At 45.4% G+C, this 15,725-nt stretch carries 14 protein-coding genes and 2 pseudogenes; 12 read left to right on the top strand and 4 right to left on the bottom strand.

The window, feature by feature from the left end; genetic code table 11:
* The first annotated feature begins 188 nt into the window (after positions 1-188).
* The 6 genes and pseudogenes from CHRO_RS10580 to CHRO_RS33770 all read left to right on the top strand — a co-directional run bounded on the left by CHRO_RS10580 (position 189) and on the right by CHRO_RS33770 (position 6,478).
* Positions 189-1,460, top strand: a complete 1,272-nt coding sequence (locus tag CHRO_RS10580; protein WP_015154203.1) for an O-antigen ligase family protein — start codon at positions 189-191, stop codon at positions 1,458-1,460.
* Between the two features lie 14 nt (positions 1,461-1,474).
* A complete protein-coding gene (locus tag CHRO_RS10575; RefSeq protein ID WP_015154202.1) occupies positions 1,475-2,656 on the top strand; it encodes a glycosyltransferase in 1,182 nt (393 codons plus the stop codon).
* A gap of 364 nt (positions 2,657-3,020) precedes the next feature.
* Complete coding sequence (locus CHRO_RS30415) at positions 3,021-3,293, top strand: Mo-dependent nitrogenase C-terminal domain-containing protein (RefSeq protein ID WP_015154201.1); 273 nt, start codon at positions 3,021-3,023, stop codon at positions 3,291-3,293.
* Between the two features lie 88 nt (positions 3,294-3,381).
* Entirely contained in the window at positions 3,382-4,590 is a 1,209-nt protein-coding gene (locus CHRO_RS10570; protein ID WP_015154200.1) for a glycosyltransferase family 4 protein, read from the top strand.
* Complete coding sequence (locus CHRO_RS10565) at positions 4,587-5,345, top strand: WecB/TagA/CpsF family glycosyltransferase (protein ID WP_015154199.1); 759 nt, start codon at positions 4,587-4,589, stop codon at positions 5,343-5,345. The genes CHRO_RS10570 and CHRO_RS10565 overlap by 4 nt, the downstream gene beginning before the upstream one ends.
* Positions 5,342-6,478 (top strand): annotated as a pseudogene (locus tag CHRO_RS33770) (endo-1,4-beta-xylanase). Before CHRO_RS10565 ends, CHRO_RS33770 begins: the two are co-directional and overlap by 4 nt.
* A 38-nt stretch (positions 6,479-6,516) precedes the next feature.
* Here CHRO_RS33770 and CHRO_RS10555 read toward each other — a convergent pair.
* Positions 6,517-7,374, bottom strand: a complete 858-nt coding sequence (locus CHRO_RS10555) for an SDR family oxidoreductase (RefSeq protein WP_015154198.1) — start codon at positions 7,372-7,374, stop codon at positions 6,517-6,519.
* Between the two features lie 1,085 nt (positions 7,375-8,459).
* On the opposite strand from CHRO_RS10555, the gene CHRO_RS10550 reads away from it, so the two are divergent.
* Positions 8,460-8,945: an ankyrin repeat domain-containing protein gene (locus tag CHRO_RS10550; RefSeq protein ID WP_015154197.1), complete on the top strand. Its 486-nt coding sequence runs from the start codon at positions 8,460-8,462 to the stop codon at positions 8,943-8,945.
* A gap of 93 nt (positions 8,946-9,038) precedes the next feature.
* Here CHRO_RS10550 and fahA read toward each other — a convergent pair whose 3' ends face one another.
* Positions 9,039-10,355, bottom strand: coding sequence for a fumarylacetoacetase (gene fahA, locus CHRO_RS10545; RefSeq protein ID WP_015154196.1), 1,317 nt, complete (start codon positions 10,353-10,355; stop codon positions 9,039-9,041).
* On the opposite strand from fahA, the gene CHRO_RS34285 reads away from it, so the two are divergent.
* The gene (locus tag CHRO_RS34285) at positions 10,342-10,470 is read left to right on the top strand and encodes a hypothetical protein (protein WP_281168636.1); all 129 of its coding nucleotides are present in this window, start codon (positions 10,342-10,344) and stop codon (positions 10,468-10,470) included. The genes fahA and CHRO_RS34285 overlap by 14 nt on opposite strands.
* Here the strand turns inward: CHRO_RS34285 and CHRO_RS10540 are convergent.
* Positions 10,451-11,314, bottom strand: a complete 864-nt coding sequence (locus CHRO_RS10540; protein WP_015154195.1) for a hypothetical protein — start codon at positions 11,312-11,314, stop codon at positions 10,451-10,453. The genes CHRO_RS34285 and CHRO_RS10540 overlap by 20 nt on opposite strands.
* A gap of 314 nt (positions 11,315-11,628) precedes the next feature.
* Between CHRO_RS10540 and CHRO_RS10535 the strand changes: the two genes are divergently transcribed.
* Positions 11,629-11,901, top strand: coding sequence for a Mo-dependent nitrogenase C-terminal domain-containing protein (locus tag CHRO_RS10535; RefSeq protein ID WP_015154194.1), 273 nt, complete (start codon positions 11,629-11,631; stop codon positions 11,899-11,901).
* 326 nt (positions 11,902-12,227) lie between these two features.
* Here the strand turns inward: CHRO_RS10535 and CHRO_RS31155 are convergent.
* Positions 12,228-12,411, bottom strand: a pseudogene (locus tag CHRO_RS31155) (hypothetical protein).
* A 285-nt stretch (positions 12,412-12,696) separates the two neighbouring features.
* On the opposite strand from CHRO_RS31155, the gene CHRO_RS10525 reads away from it, so the two are divergent.
* The 3 genes from CHRO_RS10525 to CHRO_RS10515 all read left to right on the top strand — a co-directional run bounded on the left by CHRO_RS10525 (position 12,697) and on the right by CHRO_RS10515 (position 15,697).
* The gene (locus tag CHRO_RS10525; protein ID WP_015154193.1) at positions 12,697-13,605 is read left to right on the top strand and encodes an NmrA family NAD(P)-binding protein; all 909 of its coding nucleotides are present in this window, start codon (positions 12,697-12,699) and stop codon (positions 13,603-13,605) included.
* On the top strand, positions 13,602-13,961 hold the full coding sequence (locus CHRO_RS10520) for a translocation/assembly module TamB domain-containing protein (protein WP_071925431.1): 360 nt from the start codon (positions 13,602-13,604) through the stop codon (positions 13,959-13,961). Before CHRO_RS10525 ends, CHRO_RS10520 begins: the two co-directional genes overlap by 4 nt.
* Before the next feature lie 257 nt (positions 13,962-14,218).
* On the top strand, positions 14,219-15,697 hold the full coding sequence (locus CHRO_RS10515) for an efflux RND transporter periplasmic adaptor subunit (protein WP_015154192.1): 1,479 nt from the start codon (positions 14,219-14,221) through the stop codon (positions 15,695-15,697).
* The last annotated feature ends 28 nt before the right edge of the window (positions 15,698-15,725 follow it).

Raw genomic sequence — 15,725 nt, 5'->3', positions numbered from 1 at the left:
TCCCCCCTTTTTGTTGCAGTCGCTTGGCAGTCGATCCCCCAACCCCCTTCAAAAGGGGGTATTAGTTCCCCCCTTTTTTAAGGGGGGTTAGGGGGGATCGATATCTGAAACTTCAAACGTTTAATTTCTGTATTTTTAACTGCAAATCTGCAAGAAATAAACATCAATTGAACTCAATTCAATAGAAGATGAAACTACAGATTGCCATCCAGAAAAACTTATTTGAAAAAGGATTTGTAGTTTTAGCTCTACTACTTTTCTCAGATGCTTTAATTTCGCTTTTCCGCCGTCAAGAAGGATTTGTACTTGATGCGACTGAAGGCGATCCAGTCATGCAAATTTTTTTATTTGGGGTCTATGCAGTCACCTTCTTCCTGATTCTGCTGCGGTGGAAAAGTGTTATGCAACTCGTACTTAAGGAAAAGCTGTTAATCCTACTAGTCGCGATCGCGCTTTTCTCCGTGCTTTGGTCTGTTGCACCAATAGTCACTCTTCGCCGTAGTGTAGCACTCGTCATGACAACTTTATTTGGGGTGTACTTAGCGACGCGCTACAGTTTAAAACAGCAATTGCAGTTGCTCGCGTGGACTCTAGGTATAGCAATAGTACTCAGTTTTCTGTTTGCGATCGCCCTGCCAGCTTACGGAGTTCACCAGGAAGGGGGACACATCGGTGCTTGGCGAGGAATCTTCGTGCATAAAAATGCTTTGGGTCGAGCTATGGGTTTAAGCGTGGTGTTGTTCTCGCTTTTTGCTCTTTATAGCTACAGATATCGATGGATTGCATGGACTGGTTTTGCACTTTCAGTTGCCTTAATACTGCTGTCAACGTCAGCAACACCCTTTTTGTCTTCCCTAATTGTTCTCGCTCTATTGCCACTCTACAGCCTGTGGCGGTGGCGCAATCCTCTATTCATGCATTGTGTTGTCATGACAGTGACGCTTGGTGCAGCTATGGTTCTATGGCTTTTGAGTCAAGTGGAAGCAATTCTCGCTGCTACCGGACGGGATTTAACTTTTACCGGACGCACAGAATTGTGGTCTGTTTTGCTGCAAGCAATCCAAAAATATCCCTGGTTGGGTTATGGATATAGTGCCTTCTGGCTGGGTTGGCAGGGCGAATCTGGAAGGGTATGGAACGTACTGATTTGGGAACCTACATACGCTCACAATGGTTATTTACAATTAGGACTCGATTTAGGCTTACTAGGTATTGCAGTATTTGTATTGGGATTCTCGATTTACTTTGGGCGATCGCTGATCTGGGCGCGTACTAACCAAACTGCCACAGGAATGTTTCCATTAGCGTTTTTGACATTCTTGTTGCCGTATAACATGACCGACAGCATTATCTTGCAGCAAAACAATATTTTTTGGATTTTTTATGTTTCAACGGTTTTCTCAATGACGATTCAGCCTCAGCCAGCCAAACCGCCTGCAACTCGGAAATTTTCAGCATAGGAAAACAATCAAATATGCTTCACAAACCTGTTGTCCTAATTTATAGAAATAATCTCCTGCCTGCCTCAGAAACCTTTGTGCAAAAACAAGCAGAAGCCTTACGGGATTTTATTCCTTATTACGTAGGCTCTCGTCTCGTACAAGGTTTGCAACTTCCTCAAGAGCGCCGGATCGCCCTCAACCAAGGTGGATTGTTAGGCTTGACAAATGAGCTGTCTTATAAGTTATGGGGGAAAACATCTGTCGATTTTGTGCGATCTTTACAGCGACTTCATCCCGCACTGATTCACGCTCATTTTGCCCCAGATGGGGCGATCGCTTTGCCACTAGCGCAATGTTTACAAGTCCCGCTCGTAGTTACGTTCCACGGTTATGACGCTACTATGCACGATAAGTATGCAAAAGCCTCCTTCTGGAGTCACCGCGTTTATCTGCGTCGTCGAGAGCTACTAAAGCAGAAGGCACGGCTATTTATTGCGGTTTCTGAGTCTATTAAGCGGAAGTTACTAGAGCAGGATTTTCCGTCAAATAAAGTAGTTGTACATCATATTGGTGTCGATACAGAAACTTTTCAACCCGATCCATCCGTGCAACGTCGTCCAATCGTGCTGTTTGTGGGACGGCTAGCTGAGAAGAAAGGGTGTAAATATCTGATTCAAGCTATGAACCAAGTACAAGCAGTAATGCCAGATGTGGAACTGGTGATAATTGGTGATGGACCCTTAAGGGTTGATTTAGAAAACATGGCAGCGATAAAACTACGTCGCTATCGTTTTCTCGGAACGCAACCGCCACAAGTCGTAAAAAACTGGATGAATCAGGCGCTTTTGCTGGCTGCACCAAGCGTAACGGCTGCTACAGGAGACTCAGAGGGGCTTCCTATTGTTCTCATCGAAGCTCAAGCAATGGGTTTGCCAGTTGTCAGTTCGATGCATTCTGGTATCCCTGATGCTATATTACACGGTCAGACAGGTTTCCTGGCTAGAGAACGAGATTGGAGGACACTAGCTGAATATATTTTGCTCTTACTTAACGACCGAACCTTATGGCAGCAACTTAGCCAAAACGGTCAAGAACGAGTCCGCACCCGATTTAATCTTCGCAGTCAAACTAGTATTTTGGAAGATATTTACTACACTACTTTGCGACCCAAGGTAAGCACACAAATAGTTCATAACTCAATCTCGCAATCCTAACTTTTCCCAATTTGTTACCTTTTTGTTCCTAGTTTGACACTTTTGTTGTTGTAAATTAAACATCAAGGTTGAAGATAACAGCTTCTGAGATTTACTATCAGGTTTGCCAGTTTATTTTCACCGAAAAACATCGAGTTGGATGTAACACTCTTCCCACCATGTAGTAGGGTGGGCATTGCTCACCTTTCCCTAAAGCTTAAATTGCTAAACACTAGTATTAACCATCTATAGCATTCCGATCGAACTGTACAACACGCAAAATGAATGTCATTACTCGTTTGTGATTTCGTAATGACAACTTACGACTTACAACTTCCAAATCTTATGCATCGATCGCAAGTGCTATAGATAAAAAGGAGTGAAAATGATGATAAAACTTATCAATCTAAAAGAACTAGTTTGTTCTTGGTTGGATGGAATTGAGATTCGTGACTCTAAAAAAGCCCATTTATTGTGTAAGGCAATTCCATCCAGTTGTCCGTTTGAGCGCGAAATCAAGTTCTTCAATCGCATCCTAGTTCATATTCCGCCCCTATGCAAGTTAAATCCTTTTTACGAGCAAGTGGTAAATCTTCGCTTTAAAGCCCTATGCTATCTAGCGGACGAATGCGGAGAGGATATAGCAATATATTGCTAGTACTTAACGCTGTCAAAAAATTAGTTAAGCAGTCATTGCAATTTTTGCAGAATTTAAGGGCTAATCACAGTGTTTTAGAACTGTAAATATGGAACGCAAAAGTGTGATACGCAGGCTTGGCTACTTATCTGCTGCCCCACGAGCCTCTACTCGTCCTGATGCTGAAGCAGGCGGACCGCGATCGCATATGTTGGGAGTGATGAGAGCTTTTGCAGCTCTCCAATGGCAAGTTCATCCTTTTATTGTAGGCGATCGCGTCCCGCGTAGTTGGGTGACAAAAGGCTCGGAGCGCGCCGTAACAGCAGGATTTGTTCGGACTCTTGGATCGGATTTAATCCGCTTGTACATGAGTAACCTCAATGCAAGACGAGCTTCGCAAGAATTAGCTCAAAAGGTAGATTTGGTTTACGAGCGTCGTGCTGCGTTGCAGTCTCTAGGTTGGATCTTCAAGCAGCACGGTATTCCCTGGATCTTAGAAACTAATTCCCCTTTGTTCTACGAAACAAAAGCAGAGCGAAAGAATGTTGTTTTAAGCGATCTCCAACGTCAATTGGAAATTCAAGCCTACCGAGAGTGCGATCTGCTGGTCTGCGTCACCCAAGCACTCAAAGAGATTATCATTCGAGAAGCAGAGATTTCACCAGAGAAAGTCATTGTCTTACCCAACGGCGTAGATACTAGTGTTTTTGACTCCAAGGGTCGTCATCCCAAACGCATATTCGATAACTTCACAATTGGATTTGTCGGTAATCTTTACCCTTGGCAGGGTTTAGACGATTTGCTAGAAGTCCTTAACGATTTGCAAACAGATGGCTTCGATCTGTCTCTGGTCGTTGTAGGAGACGGTCAGATGCGACAGGAGTGGGAATCTAAAGCTCGTAGCTTGGGTTTATCAAACCGGGTCGAGTTTGTCGGTCAAGTTGCCTGGGACGAAGTACCCGATTATATTGCCGGATTTGACTTAGGATATTCCGGTCATGTCAAAATGCAAATCGGTGCAATGTATCATTCGCCGCTCAAAATCTATGAGTACATGGCGATGGGCAAACCAGTTTTAGCTTCGGCTTTTGAGGATGCCAAGTTCACGCTGCGAGATGGAGAAACCGGATTTTTGTTTCCTTCTGGCGATAAACAAGCGCTCAAATTGGCATTGGTCAGAGCTTATGAGTCGCGGGTAGCGTTACCAAACATGGGAGAGCTAGCTCGTCAAGAGATCCTCACTTACCACAGTTGGACTGCCCGCGTTCGGACATTAATTGAAACAGTTGAGCAAATCTTTAGGGATAGGGAACAATGAAGCAGTCCTATTACCTGCTTGGAGTGTGGGTGAATGCATTGACAATCTCGGATCTCAATCGCCTCATTGCCGAGGCTGTTAAGCATGACGAACGATGGATTATTGCCAATCACAATTTACACAGTCTTTGCATCTACCACAAAGACCCGAAGATGCGTGCCTTCTACGATCGCGCTGACTACATACATGTTGATGGTATGTCTTTAATTTTGCTGGGGCGGTTGCTGGGCTTGCCTCTTAGACGAGAGCATCGAGTTACATATGTAGACTGGACAGATCATTTGATGGCGGTAGCCGCGCAGCAAGGTTGGCGCATATTTTATTTGGGAGGTAAACCAGGAGTCGTCGAGCGGGGTGCTAGTATACTACGACAGCGATTTCCTGGCTTGCAATTAGCTACAGCTCACGGTTATTTTGACGTACATCCGAGCAGTTCAGAAAACCGAGCCGTTTTGGACGCGATCGCCGCTTACCAACCGCACGTACTGATGTTGGGTATGGGTATGCCTCGACAAGAACACTGGATACTAGATAACCTCGATCGACTGTCTGCCAATGCGATTTTGACTGCTGGAGCTGCTATGGACTACGTAGCAGGAGCCGTACCAACTCCCCCTAGATGGGCGGGACAATTCGGTCTAGAGTGGTTGTTTCGCTTGCTGGCTGAACCGCAACGGCTCTGGCGGCGCTACTCAATTGAGCCTTGGTTGATCTTGAGGCTATTTGCCACTGAGTTATTAGTTAAAGAACGATGACTGGCAGACGTAGGTTTTTATTAGGTTTGGGCGCTTTAGCAGGTATAGGTGCTGGCGCTAGTCAAGCTCAGGCTGGGTACGATCGGCAGATATTAACGGCGGATACAGACGCAGCGATCGAGAATGCTTCTTTACGCGAATGGGCAGCAGCGAAGGGATTAATCTATGGAGCTGCTACGCAAGAATACATGCTGTCATCCAATCCGCAATTTGCCAGCAGCTTTGTTCGAGAGTGTGCCATGCTCGTGCCAGAAGATGAATTGAAGTGGAAAAGTCTTCGCCCTAGTCCAAACCGTTTTGACTTTACGCGCAGCGATCGCCTAGCTCAGTTTGCCAAAACTCACAATCTACTTTTTCGCGGACACACCTTGTTATGGCACGCCCGATTACCATCATGGTTTAAATCGACGGTCAACCATCGGAATGCCAGACAGATAATGCTGGAACACATCACAAAAGTTGCTGGGCATTATGCCGGACAGATGCATTCCTGGGATGTGGTCAACGAGGCAGTTTTTCCCGAGGATGGACGGTCTGATAGTTTGCGAATTACGCCGTGGTTGAGGTTTTTGGGTTCCGATTATCTCGATCTAGCGTTTCGCGCCGCATCTACAGCAGACCCGTAGGCATTACTAGTTTACAACGATTATGGTATGGAGTATGACACGCCTAAAGATGAAGCAAAGAGAACTGCTGTTTTAAAGTTACTAGAGCGTTTGAGATCTCAGGGAACTCCCGTGCAGGCTCTTGGTATTCAAGCTCACTTATGGGGGGGAGAGACTCGCTTTAACCCTAGTCAATTAAGGGCTTTTCTGAAGGATGTTGCAAGTCTCGGTCTGAAAATTCTAATTACCGAACTGGATGTGACAGACAAACACCTGCCATCAGATATTCATCTCCGCGATCGCCTAGTTGCCGGAATTTATCAAGAGTATCTGTCCGTGGTATTAGATGAGCCAGAGGTCATTGCCGTCATCACTTGGGGACTGAGCGATCGCTACACTTGGCTGTCCCAGAGGCAAGCACGCCGAGATGGGGGAGCGGTACGTCCCTTACCACTTGATGCAAACATGAGACGCAAGGAGGCGTGGAAGGCGATCGCCCGTGCTTTTAAGCAAGCGACACCTTTATAGGAGGGTCTCATTCTCAATTACAGTTGGTGCTGGCTTTGTCACATCCAACTTGCTCGATAATCCCGCACGAACTCTTCCATACTAATAGGCGATCGCTGCAACAAATGTCTGACATCTTCGGTAACTTTTGCTGCCAACCCCAAGCGTGCTGTAGTGTAAATTCCCAGCATTACCACAATCAATCCAGGCTGTAACCCTCGAACATACATTTTCCGGGCAAATTTTAAGAAAGAAGGATGAGTGTAAACGATTTGTCTTCCTAAAACATTTGTAAAGATCTCGGCGACTTCATAATAGTCCAGTGCCTCGCTTCCAGTCAGCGGATATGCTCGATCCTCATGTCCTGGTTCAGTCATCACTTTTACGGCGACAGTGGCAATGTCCCGCACGTCAATAAAACTTGTCTTACCTTTACCTGCTGGGACAAAAATCTCGTTGCGATCTCTAATATCCTGACTATGCGTTGTACTCAAGTTCTGCATGAAGAAACTTGCCCGCAGAAAGGTATACACTAGACCAAGAGATTTAATGTAGGCTTCGATCTTAGCGTGGGGAACGATCGCCATGCGTTCTGCTCCCAGGAGAGATAGAAAGACAATGCGATCGACACCTGTTGCTTGGGCTATTGTCAGCGCGGGATAGATATATTTCTTCACCTGCGAAATCGCCGGTGGTCTGACCAAGAACAATGTATTAATCCCCCGAAAAGCAGGCTCAAAAGTCTGGGTTTGCTCAAAATCAAAAGCAACAGACTCTATACCAGAAGGTAGGTGAATGCGCGAAGCAGAATGACTTCGTACAGCCGCTTTGACTGAATATCCCCGTTTGCTCAGCAAACGCACAACTTCAGAACCAACATTGCCTGTAGCGCCCGTTACCAAGATGTTATTACTCATTCCCGCATTCTCTCAGATGTTTGGAGAAACTGCAAATGATGATGTGTTGTCTTCACAGCATTAAACTTTGGAATGTCTATAGTAAAAATATTGAAGATTGCATTACTTTTCTATTGAAAATTCAGTAATTGGATTGTATTTATCTATTTAGTAAGTTGATATTACTCATAGTGCAATTTTGTCTTGCACTATGGTTATCTTTCCTATGATTTAAATTCGATCGCAGGCAGAGAAGAAAGCAAAAGAATGCGAACTTACTCCGAAAGATTTAGCCTTGCGATCGCTTTTTATAAACTCTAAACTTCTGAAAAGAAACAGCACTGTATGAGCGTTATACCGTTGTGGCTCAGGAGCGCGCATTGAAGGAGAGCGATGTCAAATGTGCGAACAGTGCAAATTAAGGACATCGATGGTGTGGAGTTTTTATCGCTTCCTCCACTTTGTTACCATCGAGGGGAGGCGCAATCCTCCATCAGAGCGGTCTTAGATGGTTTACGTCGAGTGTCCTCCTTCATTAATCGTTAAAAGCCGAAAAGATTACCTTGCTGACTGGAAGCAAGCGATCGGATTCCATTGGAATCTCCCTGAACAGTTTTGCAACATTTACTGCTGACGAGATAGACCCTGGTTAACTGCTCGTACAGCAGTTTGTTTGTTTCGGTCGGTAGGTAATCAAGGTAATAAATTTCAAGTTCGCTGCGGAATTCTTCATATATTGCAGTCGAACTTCAATTGAGTCTTCAGTTCTTTTAAATCTTTAGTTCTATAGGAATCCGGTTTGATTATCGAAAAAACCTCAATATGGGTAGGGTGTGTTACGCGCTTGCGTAACACACCAAAAACTGAGAGTGATGCGTTAGCCTTTGGCGTGACGCATCCTACGTAGATTTCAAAAATTAAATATGAGTCCTATAGTTATCTACTTTTTGTCTTTACTGTATACCGCATACAGTCAAAAGAATGCTAACTCACTCAAAAAGTTTCACCCTAGCAATCTGACGCTTCCTATCTTAAGATTTTTTTAAGATTTAATTTGCACTCTTAAATGTGTAGTGTAAAAATTCGTCAAACATGAGGACAAACTGATGAAAACTAATTTAGTTACGAGTACCAGTCTGGTTGCTGCCGTGAACGACAATAACCTCGAATTAGCAAAAAAATTGATTGCTAGCGGAGCGGACGCTAACCAAACGGACAGTTATGGAAATAGCCTGCTCATAATTAGTGCTGCCAATGGTGACTCTGAAATGGTCAGGCTGTTGCTTAACTCTGGTGCTAATATTCGTGCGGTTGACTCTAGCATGAAAGGAACTGCACTTCACGCCGCTTCTTATCTGGGGTATCCAGCAGTGATGAAAGTTCTAATTGAATATGGGATCGATCTCAATGCTCAGGGTCCATACAACGGGTATTCTGCTCTCCACGATGCGGTTGTGCAAAATAATATTGAAGGGGTCAAGCTACTCGTAGATGCGAGCGCACAGTTAAATACTAGAAGCAAGTATGGGGATACCCCTTTGGAGCTAGCAATGAAATGTAGGCGTAGAGAGATTGTTAGCATTCTCGCATAGGTAAAAACCCAATCAATTCTCGAATGGACAACTGTTAACTACTCTCAAAGATACGTCGCCATTCCAGCAAATAGACATAGTATTAATGGAATGTCAGCTAGTTGAGAGAATTCTACCTCGACACTCTCCAAAACCAACTCTGGCATAGCCTTCCTGCTCGCAGTATCCGCGCAGCTCAATTTCATCTCCGTCATTTAGGTAGGAACTTACCTCGCCTGTTGGCAGTTGAATCAACTTTGAGCCACGCTGAGTGATTTCGAGTAAACATCCTTGCGTTCCTGCTTCAGCACCAGAAACTGTGCCACTGGCTAGCAAATCTCCAGAGCGGAGATTGCAACCATTACTTGAGTGGTGAGCGAGCATCTGAGCTAAAGTCCAATACATCGATTTGAAAGAAGCGCGACTTAGGCGCAACGGCTGCATTCCCATAACACGCATTTGCTCTGAGCAGACTAGTGCTTCTACCGTAAGGTCAATGCCACCTAGTTTAGTATCATGTGCTGAGGAAAGATAAGGCAGTGGTAGCGGATCTTCCTGGGGACGTTGAAAAGATGCACAACGGAATGGTGCTAGAGCTTCTAGGGTTACTACCCAAGGAGAAATTGTCGTTGCGAAGCTTTTGGATAAGAAGGGACCGAGGGGCTGATATTCCCAAGCTTGAATATCTCTTGCCGACCAATCGTTCACCAAGCAAAGCCCAAATATGTGTTCCTCCGCATCATCAATTGAGATGGGGTGACCTAGCTGATTTCCATTACCAATGAAGAAACCAACTTCCAGTTCGTAGTCCAAATGTTGAGAAAATCCGAAACTTGGCACTGACTCCCCAGAACTTCTCCTCTGACCCTTAGGACGCGCGATCGCAGTCCCGCTAGGCACGATGGAAGAAGCACGACCGTGGTAAGCGATCGGGACGTATTTGTAGTTAGGCAGGAGTGGATTGTCGGGACGAAACAACTTACCAACATTAGTGGCATGAAAGATCGAAGCATAGAAATCAGTATAATCGCCGATATCCGCAGGTAATAAAAGTTCTGCCTCAGACATCGAGTAAAGAATTTTGCTTTCTAAGGGGGGATTTTGGGCATCGGCTCGTAAGAGCTGACTCAAGCGATCGCGCAATGCTGAGGCTGCTCTACTTCCCATCGCCATCAATTGATTTAATCTAGGTGCAGTACATGCAGCTTGTAGTTCCTGGGAAAGTTCTTGCAGCAATCCAGTTTGACAACACGCAGTTAAATCTAAAATTCGATCGCCAATCGCCACCCCAATTCGAGAATTATTGCTGTTCCGAGGTCGAAACACGCCAAACGGCAGGTTTTGGATCGGAAAATCAGTGTCCTTTTGATTTGCCGATTCAACCCAACTGCGTAAATTTGGATTGTGGGTGCGATTGATGGGACAGATCATGAGGGAGACAAGGGAGACACGGGGGACAAGGGAGCAATTCAAAATTCAAAATTCAAAATTAAATCGCGCACCACACAATTACCAATTACCAATTACTAATTTAAAACATGCTTGAGGTCGTTGACTGGCTCTTGAAAGGAGCAGGAACCGAATGAGCGGAAGAAATGTTGTCGAGCTGCTTCTATCTCTAAAATATCTAAACAGCGATCGCGCCAGCAAATACTATCTTGTTTGAATTGGAAAGTGTTGCTGGATGCTTGGAGAAGTTCTAAGGCTTCTGTTGGCGTGACTTTTTGCCAGTATGCGAGTGCTGCTAAAGTTGCCACATTCAAGAAGCCATGCATTAATGTGGCAGGACTGTCTGGTTCGCTGGTCAAGGGATATTGAGCTGGTAAGGGGTGGTGCAAACCTGCGGTTGCTTTAAAAGGAACTTGGGCTTCGGCAAATGAAAAGATGCATTGGCTCAATTGAGTAACGCTGGGAAAAGCATTGATGGTTGCGCCGCCAGTACGAATTTTAGCTGCTGCACCAGTATGCCGCAGAACCTTTAAATATGGCTTTAAGTCGCTACTAAAGGGAATTTCAAAAAATGCTTCAACTCCAGTAGGAAGAGCGGACGACACTCTTTCTATTTCTGGAGGTGAAAGAGCAGAAAATTCAAGAGCTGCGATCGCTACCTTGTTGCCAATGTGAAGCGATTGCACCTGCTCGATTTCCGATTCCAGTCCCGAAAGAATTACACTGAGCGACCAATGCTTTAAAGAAAACGCCGATAAGAGTTCCGCGAACTCCGACAAACGGGAAATTGGGATGACAAAGCGACTCAGCATCCAAGCGTAGGGTGATGCCGAGTCTTGGACGTAATTTTCCATTGCTTGTCGCAAGTCAAGCTTTGCTGGGGGAAACAGTCCGGCATAGTCTACAACTGAGGTGAGAAGTGCTTTTAGTGATGCGAGCATTAGATCTCATTTCCTCCTGACGCTCTGATCTAAAACGCGCCTCTGTTGCTGTCCGCTGCTGTGTAATCTCTACTCTTAAATTATCCCCTACCGCTGGCAGAAGTTATACACGAAGTTATACATCTGATTGAACCCGATCGCAAACAGACAGCTTTCATACTATGAATACTAATCAATAATTGATTAGTGTTCATAACTCAAGGAGCGTAACGCGAAAAAGTGGAGTCAGACCAATTTTTCGAGAGTATGCATCTTGATATGAATAGACTCAAAAAACCAAGCATGATTCAACTGGATTACAAGGAGCGATCGTTATGGTGAAACTTCTCAATCTACGGGATTTGGTTGACCAATGGTTTGATAAGATAGAAGTGCGCGATCGCAAGATTGCCAAATTATTATGCCAGTCGATCCCAGCAAGTTGCCCTTTTGAACGAGACATTAAGCTTTTTGGGCGTACTTTATTTCACATTCCACCTCTGTGCAAGCTAAATCCTTTTTACGAGCAATTGGTTAGCCTGCGGTTCAAAGCTCTGTCCTATCTAACGAATGAATCTGATAAGCATAAAGCACTATATTGCTACTAATGAAAGTGCCTTACGGCAAACAAGTTTTACTAAGCGATCTTTTGAAGCAATAAAGATCTCCCCAAGCTACTGCCGCAATTGTAGACAGTCAGTCGGTAAAACTGGAGTTTAGACTAAATAGCCGAAAACAAAGAAAGATAGGGGATGCACTTGAACACAGTTCCCCTATTAGCAGAATCGCCAGAACAGTATGATGTGCGTTAGCGCAGTTATCACTATTCTTCTGACCCCTACCGCTAATCGAAAAGTCCCAGTTGCTTCACTGGGACTATGCTCGGATTTACCTAATTAGCTGTAGCGTATTGATATAGCCTCAAGCTTTAACTTCAAACGGGTGCTTCATCTTCCCCTAACTGCTGCTCTACTTTACCAATCGCCGCATTAATGCCTGCTAATTTTGTCTCTAGATCGTCTCGCATCCACTTGAGAAACCAAAGCCTACGTTCTAAAAAGCTTTTGCGAGACATAGGTTCGCGCTCCTTTGCAGCTACTACCCCAAAAAGGAAACATAGCTTACCTCGAAAAGTTATTTCTATTTATTATTGTGTCTCTATTCGCACTGCGGCGGGTAGGAAAATCGTAGAGAGAAAACCGATCTATGTCAGCCTGTCCCCATCGTAGCTTCTTCGTCTTCATCGCGATGCCGAGGGTGAAACGCGCTTGTCGCGACCATCGCCCATATACCAGCAGTCTTTCTCGCAGTCCAAACCACCAGAAGGAGGTTTTTGTGGCTCAATAATATATAGCATGACAAGCAAAAATTTTTAATGTCCCCGATCGCTTTTCCCTAATGACATGGAATCAAAAATTGGTAGGATTTTGCTAATAGGAGTGACTGGCGGCACTGGCAAAAACGCAGTCAAGGGATTTCTCGATACTGGAGCGACTGACTTACACGCCATCACTAGAAAAATCGACCTGAGCCGCCCCAATTTGTCAAAGATAAGTGATGCAGGCGTTGAGCTAGTTGAGGCTAACTTGGATGATGAAGCATCGCTTCAAGCAGCTTTGAAGGGAATTTCGGCTGTCTACTGCCACGGTTTGTCTGCCGATGCTGCTAAACCCGATCCACAAGAGATCGAGAGAGCGCACCGACTGGCACGAGCGGCTGTTAATGCCAAGATCCAGCATTTGGTGTATAACTCCGCTGGTGGAGCAGATAGAAATTCTGGAGTCAGCCATATCGAGCAGAAGTATCAGGTGGAGCAAGTTTTCAAACAGGCTGGCTTGCCAACAACTATGCTCAGAGCTTGTCTATTTATGGAAGAGTTTTGGAAGAAGTACACGCGACCATCCATCCTCAAAGGGGTCTTCTCCTTTTCGCTTCAGCCCGACAGACCGCTACATCTAATTACAACTAGGGATATGGGACGCATTGCTGCTTATGTGATGAAAAATGCACAAAAGTACATTGGTCAAGAAATTGAGCTGGCAGGCGACGTGCTAACTCCTTTACAAATGGCGCAGAGCTTCTCTGAAGCACAGTCCATGCCAGTTGTCTACAGAGAAATACCTGCATGGATATTTCTACTTCTTTGGCGATGGGAACTATTTGCCCTGATTAAGTGGTATCGCACGCAAGGCTATCAAGCCGATGTTAGGCGCTTAAGAGAAGCGGAATTTCCCAGACTCCTGACTACATTTAGTGAATTTCTGGCAGAAACTCACTGGGCAAACAAAGAACTTACTTACGAAAATCTGTGAGCAGAGGCGATCGCTTCCTATCCCTTCTAATCCTCTCATCAAGCTTCGGCACTTTCCGCACCGTGCGCGTGGAAGCAGTGGTAGAGGGTTCTGCAAGTGAATTGGCGGATAAGCTAGAACTGACTAGCGAACTGAATCGCAGCGAAGCAGAGAGCGTCGCGCTGTTAAGCGGTTCCTTTATCAATACTTTGGGTAGAGGAAATCCTACACTAGGACTTGCCACAATAGCAGGTTCTACCCTATCCAACTTCCAAGACAATATTACCGAGATTGGTGAGGTTTTAAGCATTGATGAATTACGCTTTCCTACCGCAGCAGTAGAAATTGGAGCGTGGCTTTTTTTGAGACTTATGTAGCAGGTTCGCAGCAATACCGTCCCTATCTGAGTGCTGATTATGCTCGGTCTATTAGTCAAATGCCTTTAACTCTAAGCTTAATACAATCTCTACCTTCAGATAGTTTGACTCAATAAATCAGACGATATCTACCGTTTGGCTGCACCAGTTTTCCACTATTTCTATGTAGGCTCGAAGGGGACATTTGGCTGGTGAGTTACTTGGCATAAATTACTACGCACTCTAAAGAAAAAATTCTTAAAAAAAGTATCAGATAAATGAGCTATTCGGATTCTAAACGCACGGAACCAGAAAATCAAACGATAAAGCAAGAGGACGATACACTATCTCGCTCTGGAAATGTAGTATCAGTCGAAAAAACTGGTGAGGTACAAGACAATTCCCCTCCCGAGCGAGTACGGACAAAATCTTCCTCTAGACAGAAGCGCCAGTGGTTATCAATTATAGGCGCGATCGCTATCCTTCTGGGTGGGGGCTTTTTGGGTTGGCAGTGGTGGCAGCGTCAAGAGCAAGGTCAGTCACCACCAGGACAAAGCCAGCCGCGTGCTGTTCCCGTCAACACGGCAACAGTCACATCTGGCACTATAATTGAAAGCTCGGAATTTATTGCGAATTTGGAGTCGCGGCAGTCGGTGACTCTTTTGCCACAAGTTCAGGGACGAGTCGCGCAAATTTACGTCCAACCAGGTACTCAAGTTAAAGCTGGGCAACCGCTGGTGCAAATCGATCCTGACGAGCAACAAGCCTCTGTATCGGGTGCAGTTGCGGCAGCAGCAGCGGCTCGCGCTCAAGTTGCAACGGCGCAAGCTACATTGCGATCGCTCAGAGCAGAAAGGCAAGCTACTCTATCCGATCTAAGACTGAGCCAAGAGCAGTACAAACGATATTCTGCTCTAGCTGGTCAAGGAGCAGTATCGCGAGAGACAAGAGACCAATATTACAATCAACTGCAAACAGCTCGTGCTAATTTGAATGCGATCGACAAGCAAATCGAAGCGCAGACATCGGCAGTCGCTCAAGCTCAACAAGCCGTACAGCAAGCAGAGGCAAATACTAACCAAGCACGAGTGCAACTGCAATACTTCCAAGTCAACGCTCCCTTTGCAGGTACGGTAGGCGCGATTCCCGTCAAAGTTGGCGATCTCGTCACACCTTCGACTCAACTAACCACCGTGACTCAAAATCAACCTTTAGAAGTGAACGTCTCTATCCCACGCGAACGGGTGGCACAAGTAGAAATCGGTACACCAGTAGAATTATTAAACGAACAAGGAGAGCAAATCGGTACGAGCAAGGTATTTTTTATCTCGCCCCAAGTGACAAACGATACGCAATCGATCTTAATTAAAGCATTATTTGCCAATTCCCCTACCCAACTCCGAGCCGATAGTTTTGTCCGCGCCAGAGTGATTTGGAACCAACGGCAAGGAATTTTGATTCCCACGACAGCAGTATCGCGGGTTGCAGGGCAAACATTTGTCTATGTAGTGCAACAAACAAAATCCCCATCGGGACAAACTCAACTAACGGCTCGACAGCAACCAGTGAAGTTAGGAGGCATTCAAGACGATCGCTACCAAGTGCGATCGGGATTGCAACCAGGAGACAGGATCGTTACCTCTGGGCTGCTCAACCTCAGAGATGGCGCTGCGATCGCCCCCGTGCCGGATGCGGGACAAGGGGGAGGGGGACGAGGAAGCAGAGGGGCAGAGGAGCAGAGGGGCAGAGAAGACTAAGAGCAATCTAAAATGTAAAATCTAAAAT

Source organism: Chroococcidiopsis thermalis PCC 7203 (assembly GCF_000317125.1).
In the GTDB taxonomy this organism is placed as follows: Bacteria; Cyanobacteriota; Cyanobacteriia; order Cyanobacteriales; family Chroococcidiopsidaceae; genus Chroococcidiopsis; species Chroococcidiopsis thermalis.
The sequence above is the reverse complement of the archived record's forward strand: the minus strand, read 5'-3'. Positions and strand labels throughout refer to the sequence as shown.